At 72.2% G+C, this 18358-nt stretch carries 13 protein-coding genes and 1 riboswitch; of the genes, 7 read left to right on the forward strand and 6 right to left on the reverse strand.

The features are described from left to right. Positions 1-103: 103 nt before the first annotated feature. Positions 104-1756: a malate synthase A gene (gene aceB, locus ACGFZP_RS12335; protein WP_392931375.1), complete on the reverse strand. Its 1653-nt coding sequence runs from the start codon at positions 1754-1756 to the stop codon at positions 104-106. Positions 1757-1956: 200 nt separating this feature from the next. Between aceB and ACGFZP_RS12340 the strand changes: the two genes are divergently transcribed. Both ACGFZP_RS12340 and ACGFZP_RS12345 read left to right on the forward strand, forming a co-directional pair. Continuing rightward, positions 1957-2754, forward strand: coding sequence for an IclR family transcriptional regulator (locus ACGFZP_RS12340; RefSeq protein WP_392931377.1), 798 nt, complete (start codon positions 1957-1959; stop codon positions 2752-2754). 186 nt (positions 2755-2940) lie between these two features. Continuing rightward, a complete protein-coding gene (locus ACGFZP_RS12345) occupies positions 2941-3507 on the forward strand; it encodes a hypothetical protein (RefSeq protein WP_392931379.1) in 567 nt (188 codons plus the stop codon). A gap of 100 nt (positions 3508-3607) precedes the next feature. Here the strand turns inward: ACGFZP_RS12345 and ACGFZP_RS12350 are convergent, their stop codons facing one another. Then, a complete protein-coding gene (locus ACGFZP_RS12350) occupies positions 3608-4858 on the reverse strand; it encodes a family 16 glycosylhydrolase (RefSeq protein WP_392931380.1) in 1251 nt (416 codons plus the stop codon). Between the two features lies 1 nt (position 4859). Continuing rightward, a riboswitch (cyclic di-AMP (ydaO/yuaA leader) is annotated at positions 4860-5025 on the reverse strand. A 296-nt stretch (positions 5026-5321) separates the two neighbouring features. On the opposite strand from ACGFZP_RS12350, the gene ACGFZP_RS12355 reads away from it, so the two are divergent. Beyond that, a complete protein-coding gene (locus ACGFZP_RS12355) occupies positions 5322-7361 on the forward strand; it encodes a hypothetical protein (RefSeq protein WP_392931382.1) in 2040 nt (679 codons plus the stop codon). Between the two features lie 173 nt (positions 7362-7534). Then, positions 7535-7864 carry a MoaF N-terminal domain-containing protein gene (locus tag ACGFZP_RS12360; protein ID WP_387945892.1) on the forward strand — a complete coding sequence of 110 codons (330 nt, stop codon included), beginning with the start codon at positions 7535-7537 and terminating at the stop codon, positions 7862-7864. A 214-nt stretch (positions 7865-8078) separates the two neighbouring features. On the opposite strand, the gene ACGFZP_RS12365 is transcribed toward ACGFZP_RS12360, so the two are convergent. Together ACGFZP_RS12365 and ACGFZP_RS12370 are read right to left on the reverse strand one after the other, a co-directional pair. After that, complete coding sequence (locus ACGFZP_RS12365) at positions 8079-9221, reverse strand: alpha/beta hydrolase (RefSeq protein WP_392931384.1); 1143 nt, start codon at positions 9219-9221, stop codon at positions 8079-8081. Positions 9222-9558: 337 nt separating this feature from the next. After that, positions 9559-10185: a TetR/AcrR family transcriptional regulator gene (locus ACGFZP_RS12370; RefSeq protein ID WP_392932228.1), complete on the reverse strand. Its 627-nt coding sequence runs from the start codon at positions 10183-10185 to the stop codon at positions 9559-9561. Between the two features lie 258 nt (positions 10186-10443). Between ACGFZP_RS12370 and ACGFZP_RS12375 the strand changes: the two genes are divergently transcribed. Then, positions 10444-11208, forward strand: coding sequence for an SDR family NAD(P)-dependent oxidoreductase (locus ACGFZP_RS12375; protein ID WP_392931386.1), 765 nt, complete (start codon positions 10444-10446; stop codon positions 11206-11208). A gap of 111 nt (positions 11209-11319) precedes the next feature. Here ACGFZP_RS12375 and ACGFZP_RS12380 read toward each other — a convergent pair whose 3' ends face one another. After that, positions 11320-12027, reverse strand: a complete 708-nt coding sequence (locus tag ACGFZP_RS12380; protein ID WP_392931388.1) for a TetR/AcrR family transcriptional regulator — start codon at positions 12025-12027, stop codon at positions 11320-11322. 144 nt (positions 12028-12171) lie between these two features. Here ACGFZP_RS12380 and ACGFZP_RS12385 point away from each other — a divergent pair, with 144 nt between their 5' ends. Continuing rightward, complete coding sequence (locus ACGFZP_RS12385) at positions 12172-13263, forward strand: DNA-binding protein (protein ID WP_392931390.1); 1092 nt, start codon at positions 12172-12174, stop codon at positions 13261-13263. 109 nt (positions 13264-13372) lie between these two features. Here ACGFZP_RS12385 and ACGFZP_RS12390 read toward each other — a convergent pair whose 3' ends face one another. Next, positions 13373-16471, reverse strand: coding sequence for an NPCBM/NEW2 domain-containing protein (locus tag ACGFZP_RS12390; RefSeq protein WP_392931392.1), 3099 nt, complete (start codon positions 16469-16471; stop codon positions 13373-13375). Between the two features lie 839 nt (positions 16472-17310). Between ACGFZP_RS12390 and ACGFZP_RS12395 the strand changes: the two genes are divergently transcribed. Beyond that, entirely contained in the window at positions 17311-18300 is a 990-nt protein-coding gene (locus ACGFZP_RS12395; RefSeq protein WP_392931394.1) for an aldo/keto reductase, read from the forward strand. Positions 18301-18358 lie beyond the last annotated feature (58 nt).

Below are 18358 nucleotides of genomic sequence, written 5' to 3' on the forward strand. Positions count from 1 at the left end.
GAGAGGACAGGTGGGTTCGTCGCCGTACGGAACGGAGTAAAGGGGCGGCCGGACTGCTACAGCCTGGCAGGCGGCAGCGGCCGCGCCGGTGGATAGGTTGGGATCAGCCCAGCAGGGGAAGCGCGGGGAGGGTCAGGAAGTCCGCGAACTCCTCGGCGAGGGCGACCTGTTCGAAGAGCCCGGCGGCCTCGCGCCAGCGCCCACCGGCGTAGGCCTCGTCGCCCAGCTCGGCCCGGAGCCCGGCCAGCTCCTCGGCCACCAGCCTGCGCACCAGCTCGGCGGTGGCCTTCTCGCCGGTGTCGGCCAGCACCACGCCGTTGTTGACCCACTGCCAGATCTGCGAGCGGGAGATCTCGGCGGTGGCGGCGTCCTCCATCATGTTGAAGATGCCGACGGCGCCGAGGCCGCGCAGCCAGGCCTCGATGTAGCGGATCCCGACCTGGACGGCGTTGTGCAGGCCGGCCCGGGTGCAGCTGCCGCCGGAGCCGGCGATGTCGAGCAGCTGGGCGGCGGTGACGGGCTCGGCCGGGCCCGGGTTGTCCTTCTGGTTCGGGCGCTCGCCGAGCACGGCGTCGAAGCAGGCGCGGGCGACCGGGACGAGGTCGGGGTGGGCGACCCAGGAGCCGTCGAAGCCGTTGCCGGCCTCGCGCTCCTTGTCGGCCTTGACCTTCTCCAGGGCGGCGGCGTTGACCTCGGGGTCGCGTCGGCTGGGGATGAACGCGGCCATGCCGCCGATGGCGTGGGCACCGCGCCGGTGGCAGGTCTGCACCAGCAGGCGGGTGTAGGCGGCCATGAACGGGGAGGCCATGGTGACGGAGTTGCGGTCCGGCAGGATGTAGTGCTCGCCGGCGTCGCGGAAGTTCTTGACGATCGAGAACAGGTAGTCCCAGCGGCCGGCGTTGAGCCCGGCGGCGTGCTCGCGCAGCTCGTAGAGGATCTCGTCCATCTCGAACGCGGCGGTGATGGTCTCGATCAGCACGGTGGCGCGGATGGTGCCGTGCGGGATGCCGAGGGCGGCCTGGGCGTGGGTGAAGACGTCGTTCCAGAGCCGGGCCTCGAGGTGGCTCTCGGTCTTCGGCAGGTAGAAGTACGGGCCGGAGTTCGGGTCCTCGGCGCCGCGGGCCAGCAGCCGGGCGGCGTTGTGGAAGAAGTAGAGGCCGAAGTCGAGGAAGGCGCCGGCCACCGGGGTGCCGTCGACCAGCAGGTGGTTCTCGTCCAGGTGCCAGCCGCGCGGGCGGACCACGACGGTGGCGAGTTCGGCGGCGGGCCGCAGGGTGTAGGCCTTGCCGGCCGGGGAGGTGAAGTCGATCCGGCCCTCGAAGGCGTCGATCAGGTTGACCTGGCCGCTGACGACGTTCTCCCAGGTGGGGGAGGTGGCGTCCTCGAAGTCCGCGAGCCAGACCCGCGCCCCGGAGTTGAGGGCGTTGATCACCATCTTGCGGTCGGTGGGGCCGGTGATCTCGACCCGGCGGTCCCGGAGCGCGCGGGGGGCCTCGGCGACCTTCCAGTCGCCGGCCCGCACGGCGGCCGTCTCGGGGAGGAAGTCCAGCGTCCCGGCCCTGGCGGTCTCGGCTCGGCGGGTCTTTCGTCGGACCAGGAGTTCCTGCCGTCGGCCTTCGAAGGCGCGGTGGAGGCCGACCACGAAGGCGACCGCCTCCGGAGTGAGCACCTCCTCCGCCCGCGGGACGCGCGGACCGGCGACAGTGACGACCGGAGCGGCGGGAGAGGCGCCGGCGGGTCCCTGATCTGTAGCCATGGGCAGGACACTCCTAAGACGGTTGAGCCTGGCGAAGGGAGCTCCGGTGGGAACTTCCTTGATCTGAACCGATCGGAACCCACCTGTCGGCGGGTCCGATTCTGTAAGGTGGAGACTAGTTTCCGCGATACAGAATTTCAACGGTTTGTTGAGATGATCGCTGGGACTCTACTCCTCCCCCGACAGCGAAGGGAACGCCGGTGGTCGCCACCCCCGACACAGCATCGACGACCAGCACGGACCGCGCGAGCGGCGGCGTGCAGTCCGTCGAGCGCGCCTTCCAGCTGCTGGAGGCACTGGCCGACGCCGGCGGCGTGGCGACGCTCAGCGAACTGTCCACCTCGTCCGGTCTGCCGATGCCGACCATCCACCGCCTGGTTCGTACCCTCGTGCAGCAGGGCTATGTCCGCCAGGACACCGCGCGCCGCTACACCCTCGGGCCGCGGCTGATCCGCCTGGGCGAGACGGCCGGCCGGCTGCTCGGCAGCTGGGCCCGCCCGTACCTGGCCGAACTCATGGAGGCCACCGGCGAGACGGCCAACCTGGCCGTGCTGGAGGGCGGCGAGGTGGTGTACGTCGGGCAGGTGCAGTCGCGGCGCTCGATGCGGATGTTCACCGAGGTCGGCCGCCGGGTGCAGCCGCACTGCACCGGCGTCGGCAAGGCGCTGCTGGCGCAGCTGCCCGAGGAGGAGGCGCGCGCCGTGCTCGGCCCCAACCCGCTGCCCGCGCACACCTCGTACACGGTGACCGACCCGCAGCAGCTGCTGGACCAGTTGGCGCAGGCGCGCGAGCGCGGCTACGTGGTGGACGACCAGGAGCAGGAGATCGGGGTGCGCTGCATCGCGCTCGCGGTACCGGGTGCGCCGACCCCGACGGCGCTCTCGGTCTCCGGTCCGGAGGCGCGGATCCGGGCCCTGGAGGAGCAGGCGGGCGCGGCCTCGCTCGTCCCCGTCATGCAGGAGATCGCGACCCGGCTGGGGCGGGTCCTGGCACCCTGACGGGTCGTCATCGCACTGTTCTCGCACGCAGGGTCGAACCGGCCGACTTCCGGTGGGCCCGTTCGGCCGTTCGAGCGGCCCGAGGGCGGGTTGCCCCGGCCGCGGCGGACCGGTCGGTCACGCTGGGGGCGGACGCGCCCCGCGACGGTGCGGGGCGCCGCAACGCAGAGGGCAGGGTGAGCGGCAATGTCGCGTAGTACGTCCGTACGGGGTTTCCTCGGCAGGTCACTGATGGCGGGGGGCGCCCTGGTGGCGATGGTCGGCGGGACCGCCCTGGCGTGTCCGGCCGACGACCCCGCGCCGAACCCCGCGCCGACCGCCGAGGTCTCGGCGCCGGCCGCGGCCGCCGTCCCGTCCGACTCCGACCTGGCGGTGGTCCGGATCGACCCGGACCCCGCCTCCCCGGGCGGCACCACCACGGTGCACGCCTTCGTCGCCAACCTCGGCCCGGACCGCACCGCCTCGCCGTTCACCGTGGTGGTCACCCTGCCGGAGGGGGTGACGGCCGAGGGGCCGTTCTTCCCGGAGAACTGCTACGAGTTCCAGAACGGCCACCGGGTGCGCTGCACCTTCCCGGCCGGGCTGCCGGACTACCAGAGCGCCACGGCGCTGATCCCGGTCCGGCTCGCCACCACCGTCCCCCTCGGCGAGCTGACGGGCGGCTACGTCGCGGTGCGCGGCGACGACGACCGGAACGAGAAGAACAACCGGCAGCCGTTCAGCATCCAGGTCGTGGAGACCGCCCGGAGCTGAAGCCGGAACGGCCCGGGCCGTACCGTGCTGCGCCGTGTGGGCGCGGGACGGTACGGCCCGGGTCGTTCTGCCGGGCCGGCTCGGGTTCTGCCGGGGCGGCCTAGCGGTAGACCCGGACGTAGTCGGCGGCGAAGGTGATCGGGGCCGTGCCCGTCGGCGCGGGGTGGTACTGCCCGGCGCTCAGGGACAGGTTGAGGATCAGGTACGCCGACCAGTTGGCACCGACGCCCTTGCCGTCCGCGAAGACCTTCACCCCGTTGATGTACCAGTCGACCGAGTTGGCGCCGTACTGGGTGCCGACGGTGACCCACTGGTCGTGGGCGATCGCCTTCGCGTCGGTGACGTACTTGTGGTCCGCGTTGACGTGGTTGGTCAGCTCCAGCAGGTTCGCGTTGTCCGAGTGGTACTCGAAGGTGTCGATCTCGCCGTGGTTGCCGCTGGTGCTGTTCCACGTCCACAGCGCCGGCCAGGCGCCGGTGCCGGCCGGGAGCTTCACCCGGGTCTCGACGTAGTCGCCGGTCTTCACCTTGAAGCCCTCGCTGGAGTACTCGGTGGTGAGCAGGCCGGTGTCCCAGGCCTGCTTGCCGTTCTCCAGCGTGTGGCTGCCCGGCTTGGCGGTGAACGTGGCGGCGCCGCCGGAGACGGTGACGTTGTTCTTGTTCAGCCAGTCGAGCTTGTTGTCGTTGGGGTTGTGGTCGCCGTAGTGGTACGAGCTGCTCTTGTCGGCGGTCCAGCGCGAGCCCAGGGCGAGGCTGTTGAACTCGTCGGACCAGGTCAGCTTCTTGCCGGCGACCGGCGCGGCGGGGGCGGTCGTACCGGTCGGCGTCGGCGCGGGGGTGGGGGTCGGCGCGGGGGTCGGCGTGGGCGCGGGGGTCGGCGTGGCGGTGGCGTTGGAGACCACCAGCTGCTGGGAGGCCAGGTTGTGCCAGGCCCCCGCCGAGTCCTGCCAGAAGCCGAACTGGGTGTAGGTGCCGGCCGGCAGGGTGCGCGAGCCGGTGGTGATCGACAGGCCGCCGGGGCAGATCCTCGCGTTGGCGACGTTCCCGGGGAAGTCGAGGTTGTGGCCGGCCGCGTCGCGCACGCCGACGCCGAGCGTCTTGGCGGTGAAGCAGGTCGAGGAGTGCACCGTGAGGGAGGCGGTGGAGGCCTTCCCCGCGACCATGGCGGCCGGGGTGAGCCGGTCCTGGGTGACGGTCGGGGCGGCGGCCGCCTGGGCGGTGGTGACCGCCGGGACGCCGAGCAGGCCGGCGCCGGTCACGGCGAGCGCGCCGGTGACGGCGAAGGCGGTGTTGCGGCCCCGGTGGGAGGGGCGGGCATGGCGCGGTGCGGTGCGCCGGGCAGGCTTCTGCATGGGGTGTCCTCTGCCACGCCTGCGAGGTGAGCTGTCGGGTTCGGGCTGAGGTTGCCCGGCCGCCTGTGGAGCGGCTTCACCCCTAGCCGCGGCCCGTGCGCGGGAGCGCACGGGTCGGGCACTGACCTTGGGTCCCCCGCTCCCGTCCGCTGTGGTGCTCGGTTACGCGCCGTCGGGTGGACAGGACTCGGCGTCCCGACGGCGGGGTCCGCGAGGGCGGACGACTCGTGCAGGCTAGGCAGGCCGTCCGGAGCGCGCCAAGGAATCGGCGGCGGTTGTCGCGCAGCTCACACCGGCCCGGGCGGGCCGCCGGTCCACCGGCCGGACGCTCGGACATGTGTACGTTCCGTGGCGCTTATGATGTCGCATTGAAGGTCGTGTACCCACGGGTGCCGGCCGGGATCGCGTCCTTACGGGGGGGGTGCGAGACACAGGACCCGATCGAAGAGAGCGCTCTTTCGCGATGGCCTTTCCGTCTGCCGTACTGGACCGACCGTCGGATGCCCCACCGTTCACCGGAGAGCTCCGCCCCCAGGAGGGCGGGACGCCACGGCGCCGCCTTCCGCTGCTCGCCGCACTCCTCGCGGCGTCCTGGCTGCTGCCGCTCGCCCTGCACCCGGCCGGACTGGACGTGCTGCTGCTGCCGGTCCTGGTGCTGGCCGTGGCCTCACTCGTCCGGGTCGGCGGCGGCCTGGTCGACCGGCTCTTCGCGGCCGCCCTGATCACCGCCGCCGGCGTGATGACCTTCGGGCTGGTCTTCTCGGTCTGGCCGTGGGGCATCCACCCCGTGCCGACCGCCGGGGTGCTGCTCAGCACCGTCTGCCTGGCCGGCTGGCTGGCCGGCCGGCGTCCGCGCCTGCCGCTGCGCCTGCGCGGGACGGACCTGCTGGTCGCGGGCACCGCGGCCGTCGTCTGGTACCACCTGCACCGGGCGGTGGCCGGCAAGTCGCTCACCGAACGGGTGGCGTACATCGCCACCGCCGAGGACCGGCTCGGGCACTTCTCCTACTTCGAGGGCATCCGGCACGTCGGCGGCTACGCCTTCCTGCACCAGGAGCAGGCCCGGACGTACATGATGACCCCGGCCGAGGCGGTGTACCCGCAGGGGTCGCACTTCCTGCTGGCCTGGGTCGACGCCCTGGTCCGCTCCTCCACCGCGCCCGGGGCCGCCCTCGACGCGATGAACCGCTACTTCCTCTACGTGCTGGCCGCCTACGCGCTGCTCTGCGCCGCCCTGGTCTGGGCGGCCCGGTGGATCGGCGGCCCGCGGCTGCGCGGCTGGCAGGCCACCGCCGTCTGCGCGACCGCGGCCTCGCTGATGCTCGCCGGCAACTACTCCGACCTGGTCGGACACGGCTTCGACTCCACGATCATCGGCCTGCTCCTCCTCGCCGTGGCGCTCCCGCTCGCGGTGCGGCCGGCCATGGGCCGCGCCGAGCACCTGTTGATCGCCGTGGCCGGCCTGATCACCGTCACCTACGTCTACAACCTGTACGGGGTCTTCGCGGGCCTCGCCGTGGCGGCCGGGGTGCTGGTCAACCGGCGCCGCTTCGCCGGCCGGTGGCGCTCGACGGCCCTCGTCCTGCTCGCGGGGCTGGGGGTGGCGGCGCTGCCCAGCGCGGTGTCCGTGCTGTCCGACCTCGACGTCGCGAGCACCTCGAACCTGGCCGGACCGATGGTCGGCGCCGACCGCGCCCTCCTGCTCGGCGGCGGGCTGCTCGCCCTGCTCGGCGCGCTCGGCCGGACCACCCGGCGCACCGCCGCCGGCCAGGCGCTACTGGTGCTGGTCGTCGGGGCGGGCCTGGTAGTCGGCGGCTTCGGGTGGTGGCAGCTGCACACCATCGGGCACTACTCGTACTACTTCGAGAAGATCGCCGCCGCCGGCGTGGTGATCGGCCTGATGTCGATCGGCGCGGTCGGGCTGCTGCTGCGCCCCTCCCCAGCCCCGGCGCGCGGCACCTCCCGCCCGGCGCTGCTGCGCCGCGGCGGCGAGGCCGGCCTGTCGGTGCTCGCGGTGGCGACCGCGCTCAGCCTGTTCGCCGGCGTCCAGTGGGGCGTCCTGACCGCCTGGAGCAAGCCCGCGGCCTGGTACGCCAACCCGCTGGTGGTCTGGAGCCACGGCAAGGGGCGCAGCGATCTCGCGCCGTTCGCCACGACGCTGGTGGAGCGCGACCTCGCCCGGGCGAACGGCGGTCCGCTGATCGCGCTCTACTCGGACGACTCCTACCAGAACCTGCGCTCCACCTTCGTCGCCGAGCTCCTGCTGCGCCGGGGCGGCGAGATGCGGGCGCTGTACGACGTCTACACCGTCAAGGTCTCCTGGCAGCCGACGGCGGAGCAGTACCAGAGGATGCTGCAGGACCTGAGGAACACCATCGCGAGGCTCCCCGCCGCGCCGACCGTGCTGGTGGCCAACAAGTTCATTGCGGACCGGCTGCAGGCCGACCTGACCGCGGCGAGGGTGGCGGCCACCGTCCTGCACGGGCCGGTGCTCGGGCAGTGAGCGGCGGGGTGGTGGGCGTGCGGCGGTGGGCGGGTGGCGGGGTCGTGTGGCGGTCCGCCGCGTCGTGGGGCGCCGTGAAGTCCACCGGGAAGTCCGCCGGGAACGTCACCCGGTCGGATAGGTTGGAGGCCGACCTGCATGCACCGCACGAGACAACGAGGACCAGCCCAGCCATGACCGCGTCCCTGCCCGCCTTCGCCGGCCGCACCTACCTCTTCCAGGTCGACAACGGCGCGGCGTTCCGCAACGCCTACTCGGCCGACGGCAAGCGGCTGCGCTGGGAGGGCCTCGGCGAGTCGGCCGGCCAGTGGGAGGACGTCGCGCTGCACGTGGCCGAGGTCGGCCCCCAGGTGTACTTCGTCAGCTGGACCGAGCAGAGCGGTATCACCGTCAGCCACGTCATGGACCTCGGCAAGCTGACGGTGCGCGCCTTCTGGACGTACGAGGGCGAGGGCGGCCGGGTCGGCGAGCTGCACACCGGGACGCTGGAGCCGGTCGCCTGACCTGCCGGGCCTCGACGGACCACCGCCGGCCCTGGCGCTTGCCCGGGCCGGCGGTGTCGTTCCCGGGCGGTGTCGGTCCCGGGCGGTGGCCGTCTTCGGGCGGGTGTCCGGTGCCGGTGTTCGGTGCGGGTGTCCGGTGCCGGCGTTCGGTGCGGGCGTCCGGTGCCGGCGTTCGGTGCGGGCGTTCGGTGGGGTCTGCGCGGGGTCGGGTGGCTCAGACGGTGTCGGCCGGCACCTTGAGGTGCTGGGACAGCCACTCGAGCGAGGACGGCAGCAGCTTGCTCCAGGTCTCGAAGTTGTGGCCGCCGGTCTGCAGCATGCTGTACGAGACCTTCATCGGGCTGTGCGCGGCCGCGATGAACGCCTCCGTCTCGCGGCGGTACTCGCCGTCGCCCTCCCTGGTGCCGGCCAGCAGCACGGACACCTTGGGGTGCGGCAGGTTCTTCAGACGCCACATCAGGTCGGCCTCGTCACGGCGCTGGTGACTGCCCTTGAAGAGGTCGCCGGTGGTCGGGTCGTCGGCGGCCTGGTAGTAGCCGGAGAGCGAGACGGCGGTCGGGAAGACCTCCGGGTGGCGCATGGCCAGCTTGAGGGCGCAGTAGCCGCCGGTCGAGTTGCCCATGAAGCCCCAGGCCTGCGGGTCGCCGGAGACCCGGAAGGACGCCTGGATGGCGGACGGGACGTCCTTGACGAAGTACGCCTCGGACTGGGCGCCGCCCGGGATGTCCTCGCACTCGGTGTCCTGCGGCAGCGCGGGCGACGGCCGCACCAGCACCATCACGGTCGGCTGCATCCGCCCCTCCTGCAGCAGCTTGAGCGCCGCGCCGGGGTAGTTGAGCCGGGTCACCAGGTTCTTGGCGATCCCCGGGAAGCCGGTGCTGACGACGACCGCCGGGAACTGCTTCTGCGCGTACTCCGGCTGGAAGTACTGCGGCGGCAGGTAGACGTACCCCTCGGTGGAGAGGCGGGTGGTGGCGCCGTCGATCCGGATCTCGCGGATCTCACCGGACTGCTTGGGGTCCCGGCCGAGCGCCCCGCCGCCCTGGACGGCCGCGTGGCCGATGGTCTCCACCTGGAGGCGGCCGGAGGCGTCCACCTTGTTCTGGATGGTGACCGGGCCGTTGTCGCCGGTGCCGAGCAGGTCGTCCCAGCTGCTGTAGAAGGCGAAGTAGTTGTTCGCCACCAGGCCGAGCGCCGCGAGCACGGTGAGCTGGGTGGCGAGCAGGGCGCCGATCCGGCCGAGCACCGCCTGCCAGTTGCGCTTCGCCAGCCTCGGCCACAGCCAGACCGTGCTGGCCATCACCGCAACGGCGATCAGTACGGTCAGCGCCAGCACCTTGTGGCTCGTCAGACCCATGTCCTACTTGCTCCCACGCCTCGAACTGCCCGCCCCCGCAGCTAGGACACCCAGGACGGCCGCCCCGGTTCCCCCGTTCGAAGGACGGGGGCCTGCGCCGAGGCACGATCAACAACCAACCAACCCTAGCGCTCCGAAGTGGCCGTCCGGACCCGCCGACCAGCGGGGATCGAAGTACGGGGGTCGGGGGTGACGTGGGGAGCGTCACAGGGGTCGGGCAGGGATCGCGCTCTCGGCGCCTGACGCTCCGTCCGCGGCGAGCGAGCCGCGGACGGAGCGTCAGGCACCGGCGCGGCGGGCATCAGGCCCTTCCCGGTCGGCGCGCGGGCGGCGGGCCTCAGGCGATCAGGGCCCAGAGGCGGAGGCCGGCGGTGAGTTCGCGCATGCAGCGGGCGCCGAGTTCCTGCGGGGAGCCCGGGCCGGCGGCGGGGGCGTCCGAGAACGCCCACTCCTCCAGGGCCACCCGGATGGCGACGGTCGCGGCGGCGGCCGCCAACCGGATCTCCAGCTGGTCGGTCCCCCGGGGGCAGCGGGCGGTGAGCACCGCGCGCAGCCGCTCCTCCGAGTCGCCGTGCACCCGCTGCCAGACCGCGTCCAGCCTGGCGTCCCGCAGCAGGTCACGGGTCCAGTGCATGGCCTCGATCGCCTGGTCGTCGACCGGCGTGAGGGACTCCACCGCGGAGCGCTCCAGGGCCTCGCGCACCGGCAGATCGGCCGAGCTCTCGGCGAACAGCAGCACCCAACGGCGCCCGCCGGCCGCCAGCAGCGGGGCGACGGCCTCCTCCTTGACCCGGAAATAGCGGTAGAAGGTGCGCAGCGAGATGCCGGAGGTGACGGCGATCTCCTCGGCGGTGGTCGCCTCGACCCCGCGCTCGGCGAAGAGCGCGGCTGCGGTGCGGGCGATCTCCAGCCGGGTGTCGTCACGGCGGCGCTGATTCAGGGTGGGGCGTCCGGTCACGGAGATCAGCCTACGCGGCTGCGCGCCGTGATGGCGCAACGTGCCATCTGGGCACGTCATGCCAGAAAAGGCACGTTCCGGCGGAGTGGCACGGCATGCCGTTCTGGCGCGCGACGCCCAGGTCGCAGAACGCCCTGATGACACGACATGCCAATTCGGCACGCTGCGCCGATATGGCACATCATGACTTATTGGCACGTTGTGCCACTTGGGCGTACCGTGTCAGTCGAGGTCGAGAGGCCACGAACGAAACGGAGTACCACCATGGAGCGCTTCAGCGGACGGAACGTCCTGATCACCGGCGGCGGCTCGGGCATCGGCCAGGCCACCGTGCACCGGATCCTCGCCGAGGGCGGCCGGGTCGTCGCGGTGGACGTCAACGAGGACGGCCTCAAGAAGACCCTGGACCGCGCGCACGCCGACGGCACCGCCGACCGGCTCGCCGTCACGGTACTGGACGTCTCCGACGAGGCCGCCGTCCGCACGGCCGTGGCCGAGGCGGTGGCCGGGCTCGGCGGCCTGGACGTCCTGGTGAACGCGGCCGGCATCCTGCGCTCCTCGCACACCCACGAGACCAGCCTGGAGTTCTGGAACAAGCTGCTCGCGGTCAACCTGACCGGCACCTTCCTGATGACCCGGGAGGCGCTGCCCGCCCTGCTCGCCGGCGGCCGAGGCGTGGTGGTCAACTTCAGCTCCACCTCCGCGACCTTCGCCCACCCCTACATGGCCGCGTACGCCGCGACCAAGGGCGGCATCCAGTCCTTCACCCACGCGATCGCGGCCGAGTACGCCAAGCAGGGCCTGCGCGCGGCCTGCGTCGCGCCGGGCAGCATCGACAGCGGCATGACCAACAACCCGGGCCTGCCCGCGGACGCCGACTTCAGCCTGCTCGGCAAGCTCTCCCCCGCCCTCGGCCAGGGCTTCGCCGGCCCCGAGACGGTGGCCGGCGTGATCGCCATGCTCGCCTCGGACGACGGCGCCTTCATCACCGGCACCGAGATCCGGATCGACGGCGGCACCCACATGTGACCACCCGCGTCCGACCGCGACCACCCGCGGCAGCGCGAAGGGCCCGTGCCGGGTGGCACCGGCCCTTTCGCCACGGTGCCGAGCACCCCGGGTCGGCCGGTCGACGGCGCGTCAGCCGAACGCGCCGTGCCGGGCGGCCGCGAGGGCTGCGGCGACGGCCCGGTCGGCGGCCGCGTCGTCGACCGGCTCGGCGGTGATCAGCACCCGGAAGTAGAGCGGTGCGGCCAGGGCCTTGACGACCTCGGCCGGATCGACCCCGGCGGGCAGCTCGCCGCGCCCGACGGCCCGTACGACGACCGGTTCGGCGCGGCGCAGCCGGTCCTCGAAGATCCGTGCCCGGGCCTCGGCGACCCCCGGCGCCTGGACGGCCTCCGACAGCATCACGGCGAGCACCGCCGCGCCGGACGGCCCGCCCAGCCAGGCGGCCAGGCCGCGGGCGAGGGCACACAGGTCGCCCTCGATCGTGCCGGTGTCGGGGATCGGGATGTCCGCCGCGAGCTGCCCGGTCAGGGCGTCGACGATCAGCGCGTCCCGGTCCTTCCAGCGCCGGTAGACCGTGGTCTTGTGGACGCCCGCCCGCCGGGCGACCCCGTCGACGGTGAGCGCGGCGTAGCGCATCTCGGCGAGCTCGGCGAGCGTCGCCTCCAGGACCGCCGCCCGCACCTTCTCCCCCCGCCCGACCACCGGCCGCCGCGCCACCGCGGAGCCACCGGACGCGGCGCCGGACGGGTGGGGCTCGGGCACCTGCGGCTCGGCGACGCGGGGCTCGGCGGCGCGGGGCTCGGAGGTGCGGGGATCGGAGGCGTGAGGCCCGGACACGTGAGGCCCGGGCGCGCGGGAATCGGACGGCATTGCAACTCCTGGTTGCGTTACGACAAGGGGCGTGACACCCTCACCGTATCGCGTATCGCAACGGGGAGTTGCGATACCGCCCATGGCCTTGCCATCTGGAGGGGAACCCGCATGCCCAGGCCCTACCGCCACACCACGCCCGTCCCGCAGAAGTCCGCCACCGGCCAGGTGGCCGCCGTCTACACGCAGATGAAGGCGGACTTCCTGCTCGCCGACGGCCCGCTGATGAGCCTCTCCCCCGCCCCCGAGGTGTTGGCCGCCACCTGGGCGCTGCTGCGCGAGGCCGAGATCGTGGGCACCGCGGCACGCGCGGACAAGGAGGCCGTGGCGAGCACCGTCTCGCTGGCCAACCGCTGCCCGTTCTGTACCGAGGCGCACGCCCTGCTCGCGCACGGCGCCGGCGCCCACGAGCTGGCCGAAGCCGCCCGGGCCGGCCGGGCGCCCGCCGATCGGCGCCGCGCCGCCCTGCTCGACTGGGCGGCCGCCACCCGCTCCCCCGGCACCCCGTTCCCGAGCACCCCGCCGTTCCCGCCCGCGCAGACCCCCGAGTTCGTCGGAACGGCACTGGTCACCCACTTCATCAACCGGATGGTGACCTCGCTGCTCGACGAGGAGGCGTTGCTGCCGAGCGCAGTGCGCCGCTCGCAGTACGTCCGGCGGGCCGCGGCCCTGACCATCGGGTCCGCTGCTCGGCGCAACCCGGCGCCCGGAGCCGGCCTCGCCGTTCTCGCCGGGCCCCCGCCGGTCGGCCCGCCGCCCGCCTGGGCCGGGGAGGGCCCGATCGGCACCGCCTACCTGGCCCTGCGCGCCGCCGCCACGGCCGGCGGCGAACTTCTGGACGCCGGGGCCCGGGCCGCGGTGGTCGGCGCCGTGGCGGACTGGGACGGCGGGCATCCGCAGCTAGGCGGCGACCCGACCGGCGCGGCGGTGGCCGGCCTCCCGGAGCTCGACCGCCCGGGGGCCCGGCTGGCACTGCTGGCCGCGCTTGCCCCGTACCGGATCACGGACGGGGACGTGGCCGCCTGGCGGGCGGCCCAGGCGCGCCGAGCAGGCCAAGCAGGCCTCGGAGGCGGTGCTGACGGAGGCGGTACGGACGGGGGTGACGGCGCGTTGACCCGGCTGCTCGCCTTCGGCGCGATGGCGGCGGTGCTCCGGGTCGAGACCTGGATCTCCTCCGGGGTGCACCCGGCGCCCGCCCCCTGACCGATCCCGGGGGCGGACGGCGGCGCCGCCACGGGCGGGACACGGTCCGAGGCCCGGACGCCCCACGCCGGCGGGCCACCTGGAGCGGCCCGCCGGCGTGGAGTCGGTACTACCGGACCAGCTTGACCCCGGCCCAGTCGGCGTGGTCGCTGTTGATGCCGTCACCCGCATCCGTCACCTTCAGCACCAGCGACTTCACACCCGCGATACCGACATCGATCGACGCGGTCGCACTCGACGGCGTCATCACCGCCGGGCTCCCGTACAACTTGACCCCGTCACCCCACACCTCGAACCTGACCGTCGCATTCGCACCGACCTCGTCATCCACGCCCACGTCCGACTGGAACCGCGAGTAACCGCCGTCCAGCGTGTACGTGATCACACTGTCGGCATGCGTCCCGATCCCCTTCGGATACGCGGTGCCGTTCAGCTTGATCGGGTTGGACTCGACGCTCCTGTCCTTGTGCACGGCGCCCCACCCGATCGTGGGGGTACCCGTCCAGTCCAGCTCGCTGAGGGCCGTCGGCGCCTGGGAGCCCCCGACGATCTTGGCCCCGGCCCAGTCGGCGTGGTCGCTGTTGATGCCGTCACCCGCGTCCGTCACCTTCAGCACCAGCGACTTCACACCCGCGATACCGACATCGATCGACGCGGTCGCACTCGACGGCGTCATCACCGCCGGGCTCCCGTACAACTTGACCCCGTCACCCCACACCTCGAACCTGACCGACGAGTTCGCACCGACCTCGTCATCCACGCCCACGTCCGACTGGAACCGCGAGTAACCGCCGTCCAGCGTGTAGGTGATCACACTGTCGGCATGCGTCCCGATCCCCTTCGGATACGCGGTGCCGTTCAGCTTGATCGGGTTGGAGTCGACACTCCTGTCCTTGTGCACTGTGCCGGAGCCGCTGCTGGCGTTGCTCCAGGTGAGGTCGCTCAGGTCGACCGTCTGGCCGCTTCCGCTGGTGGCGGTGGAGACGGCGACGCTGTTGCTGGCCCCGGAGGCGTTCCCGGCGGCGTCGACCGCCTTCACCGTGAAGGTGTACGCCGTCGAGGCCGTCAGCCCCGTCGCGGTGTACGCGGCACCCGTCGAGGAGCCGACTCGGGTGGTGCCTCGGTAGATGTCGTAGCCGGTCACGCCGACGTTGTCGGTCGACGCCGTCCACGACAGGCCGACGCTGCTCGACGTCACGTTGCCCGCCGTGAGTCCGGTCGGCGCGGTGGGAGCCGTGGTGTCGCCGCCCGCCGCCCCGGCGGTCGCGGTCACGGACGCGCCGCCGACCACCGGCACGGTCACGTAGGACACCGTCTTGCCGTACAGCGACTTGGTCTGCGGCGTCTGCGCGACGCCGTTCACGGTGATGGTGGCGGGAGTGCCGTAGAACTGGGCCTCCCAGTTGACGGTGCCGCCGGAGTTGTTGGTCAGCGTGGAGCCGGTCGTACCGGTGTGCTTGAGCTTCAGGTCGTTGTCCCCGACCTTGAGGTGGTCGATCTCCACCCACGGCGTCTCGGCCGTCAGCCGCGAGACGGTGGCCACCTTGTCGTTCGGGGCGTCCGGCTGTACGCCCATCATGCCGTCGATGACGCTGCTGACCGCCAGGAAGGACACCTCGGGGTAGTTGTTCTTACCCGCCATCAGCTTCTTGAGCCAGCCCCAGCCCTCCTCGGACCGGTTGTACTGGTAGTACATCTCCGGCAGGTAGGAGGTCGCCTCGACGTTCAGGTCGTCGTCGTTGGCGGCGATGAAGTCCAGGTAGCCGCTGGTCCTGGCGCCCTGGTCGCCCAGGCCCGTCAGCATCATCAGGAAGCTGGCCTCGTGCCCCCAACTGCTGTAACCCGTACCGGCGGCGTCCTTGCCGCGCATGTACCGGTTGTTCGACGCGTCCCACCAGTTCCGCTCGAACTGGTCGCGCACCCGCTGGGCGCGGTCGGCCCACTTCGTGCTGTTGGCGGTGTCGCCCTTGGCCTTCAGGATCGCCGAGTAGGCCAGCATCGACTGGTACTGGTACCCGAGCGAATCGGCTGCGGAGACGAGGTTCTCGTTCGGGAACTCGAAGAACGTCGCCGTGTACTCCCCGGGCTGCTTCCTGGAGACCGGCTGCTCGCTCGACGGGTCCGCGTCGTTCCAGGTGACCTCGTGGCCGGCCAGGAACGGGCCCATCGTCGAGTCGTAGTACGCGGAAAGGGTCGGATCGTTGATCCAGTCCGCGTTGCCCGTCCACTGGTACTGCTTGTACGCCTTGGTCATCAGGTTGAACGGCGAGGGCAGTTCACGGAATCCGGTGCCGTCGATGTAGTACATGGCACCGGAGGAGCTGTGCGCCCACAGCGGCCAGCCGTTCTGGCCCGGATCGTCGGCGTCGCCGGCGAAGGTCCTCATCATGTTGAACGTCTCGGCGTCCAGGCCGAGGGCGTGCGCGCCGTCCGACTGGTGGGCGATGTCCCGGTTGTAGTACGACTCCCGGTTGGTGTAGGCGCCCCAGTAGCCGGGGGCCACCGCCGTGTGCGTGGGGTTCTGGAGGCGCCACCACTCGGGTTCGTGCCCCATCATCGGGTTCCCCGGGTAGAACGTCATGCCCAGGGCCCGGTCCTTGCCCCAGTTGAAGCCGTCCTTCAGCGCCGCGTTCGGCGAGTCGATGGACAGCGCACTGGTCGGCGGGCCCACGTGCGCCTGGACGGTGATCCGGTCGACGCGCGGCACCTCGCCGGCCGACGTGGCCGTCAGCTCGATGACGTCACCGGCCTTGAGCCTCACGTTGCTCGACGTCCGGGTGTCGATGTTCATCGGGTCGGTGTAGTCGCGGCCGTTGCGCTGGGAGGTCGCCCAGGAATCCACGGGGGTGGAGTTCACGGAGATCCGGTAGGTCACCCCGCTCGCGGTCCTGCCGTTGTAGCGCGTGATGAGGTCGTAGGAGCCGTCAGGGCCGTTGAACGTCGTGGTGGCGGTGCTGGTCTGACCTGAAGCGCCCCGGGCATAGGTGACGTTGTCGACCGGGTTGCCGTTCCAGGTGTGGTTCACCGTCTCCGTCGCGAAGTTGGTCAGCGACATGCTCTCGACTTCGATCACGTAGGGCGCAGCCGTCAGCGCAGCCGGCGGCTGCACCGCCATCGACTGCGCCATCGCGGGCGCGCCGGGAAGCGCGATCGCGGTGCCGGCCGATGCGAGGACGGCTGATAGTGCACAGGCAAGAAATCGACGCATGCGCGATCGATCCTTTCGTGGGGGTGTTCCTCGTTTCGAGGACGGTCGGCTTCGACCGCCCTTCCGTGGGGGGTGGAACATGGCCGCGAACGCGTCGGATCCGACGCGCGGCTGAGGTCGCGTCAGCCGGGAGAGGCCGGCCAACCCGTGCCCGCTCACGCCCGGGCTCGTCTGCCGCCGCTGCAGGCGCGCGGGGATCGCGCCGACGGCACAGGGCGGTTCCAGACAGCACGGTTCCGGACAGCACCGCGTCGACGCAGCGCGGTGGCGACACAGCACAATGCCGACACAGCGCGGTGCCGGCACGAGGAGACGCGGTACGGGGAGACGCGGGGCAGGCGGGGGTGTGAGCCGCGCCGAACGCGGCGGCGGGCTCGGATGACTCCTTTCCTCACACAACGTGTTGAAAGATGTTCAACTGTGTTGCCTATTGAGCACTTTGCAGAGAAGTGGTGTCAATAGTTGCGTCCGGTCCGATCGCGGCGGCCACCGCCGGGAGCAGGCCGGACAGTCCGGCCCGAGCAGGGCGCCTCGGCGCGCGGACCCGGGTGCGCCGGGCCCGCCCAACGCCGCATATCCGCAGGTCAACGGCCCGGTACGGGCGAACGGCCGCCGCCCCGGCAGGGCGGCCGGAGCGGGTGGCGACGGGTGGGGCGGCGCAGGCGAGTCGGGATCGGGCACCGAACTTGCAGGAAAAGAATGACGCAGCTTCAGAAAGTTTTCATCAATGTATTGCATGTGGCGGCAGGGCGCGAGTAGCGTCCTCCCCGCGCACCGCCATACCGCGGGCCGGCGCTCGGTCCTCCCGGGGGCCGCCCCCAGCTGGCAGGATGTCCGACATGACCTACCTCGCCGCGGATGACCGCTACGCCTCGATGACCTTCCGCCGGGCCGGCCGCAGTGGCGTGCAGCTGCCCGCCGTCTCGCTGGGCCTGTGGCACAACTTCGGTGACGCCCAGCCGCTGGAGGTGCAGCGGGCCGTGCTGCGCCACGCCTTCGACCGGGGCATCACCCACTTCGACCTGGCGAACAACTACGGCCCGCCGTACGGCAGCGCCGAGCGCAACTTCGGCCACCTGTTCGCGCAGGACTTCCGCCCGTACCGGGACGAGCTGTTCATCGCCTCCAAGGCGGGCTGGGACATGTGGCCCGGCCCCTACGGGGACGGCGGCAGCCGCAAGTACCTGCTCGCCAGCCTGGACCAGTCGCTGGACCGGATGGGCCTGGACTACGTGGACGTCTTCTACTCGCACCGCCACGACCCGGAGACTCCGCTGGAGGAGACGATGGGCGCGCTGGACTCGGCGGTGCGCGCCGGCAAGGCGCTGTACGCGGGCATCTCCAACTACCCGGCGGAGCAGCACCGGGAGGCCGTGGCGATCCTGCGGGACCTGGGCACGCCGGTGCTGATGAACCAGTGCTCGTACTCGATCCTCAACCGGTACGTCGAGGAGGGCGTGCTGGACGCCGTCGGCGACACCCAGACCAGCCTGATCGCGTACTCCCCGCTCGCCCAGGGCCTGTTGACCGACCGCTACCTGTCCGGCGAGGTGCCGGCCGGCTCCCGGATGTCGGTCGGGCACTTCCTGCGGGAGGAGGCGCTGACCGGCTCGAAGCTGGAGCAACTGCGGTCGCTGAACAAGGTGGCCGAGCGACGCGGGCAGACGCTGGCGCAGCTGGCGCTCTCCTGGGTGCTGCGCGACCCGCGGGTGGTGTCGGTGATCATCGGGGCGAGCAGCGTCGCCCAGCTGGACCAGAACATCGACGCGCTGAACGGCGGCCCGCTGACCGCCGAGGAGCTGGCGGAGATCGACACGCTCAGCCGCTGAGGCGGCGGGTGCGTGGTGCGGCCCGGACTTCCCGGGCCGCACCACGTGACCTGCGGGG

The organism is Kitasatospora sp. NPDC048239 (genome assembly GCF_043202015.1).
In the GTDB taxonomy this organism is placed as follows: Bacteria; Actinomycetota; Actinomycetes; order Streptomycetales; family Streptomycetaceae; genus Kitasatospora.

What these genes read in the sequence shown, in the direction of transcription:
- aceB (WP_392931375.1), bottom strand. Translation starts at nt 1,756, where the DNA reads ATGGCTACAGATCAGGGACCCGCCGGCGCCTCTCCCGCCGCTCCGGTC.
- ACGFZP_RS12345 (WP_392931379.1), top strand. Translation starts at nt 2,941, where the DNA reads ATGTCGCGTAGTACGTCCGTACGGGGTTTCCTCGGCAGGTCACTGATG.
- ACGFZP_RS12350 (WP_392931380.1), bottom strand. Translation starts at nt 4,858, where the DNA reads ATGCAGAAGCCTGCCCGGCGCACCGCACCGCGCCATGCCCGCCCCTCC.
- ACGFZP_RS12355 (WP_392931382.1), top strand. Translation starts at nt 5,322, where the DNA reads ATGGCCTTTCCGTCTGCCGTACTGGACCGACCGTCGGATGCCCCACCG.
- ACGFZP_RS12360 (WP_387945892.1), top strand. Translation starts at nt 7,535, where the DNA reads ATGACCGCGTCCCTGCCCGCCTTCGCCGGCCGCACCTACCTCTTCCAG.
- ACGFZP_RS12365 (WP_392931384.1), bottom strand. Translation starts at nt 9,221, where the DNA reads ATGGGTCTGACGAGCCACAAGGTGCTGGCGCTGACCGTACTGATCGCC.
- ACGFZP_RS12375 (WP_392931386.1), top strand. Translation starts at nt 10,444, where the DNA reads ATGGAGCGCTTCAGCGGACGGAACGTCCTGATCACCGGCGGCGGCTCG.
- ACGFZP_RS12385 (WP_392931390.1), top strand. Translation starts at nt 12,172, where the DNA reads ATGCCCAGGCCCTACCGCCACACCACGCCCGTCCCGCAGAAGTCCGCC.
- ACGFZP_RS12390 (WP_392931392.1), bottom strand. Translation starts at nt 16,471, where the DNA reads ATGCGTCGATTTCTTGCCTGTGCACTATCAGCCGTCCTCGCATCGGCC.
- ACGFZP_RS12395 (WP_392931394.1), top strand. Translation starts at nt 17,311, where the DNA reads ATGACCTACCTCGCCGCGGATGACCGCTACGCCTCGATGACCTTCCGC.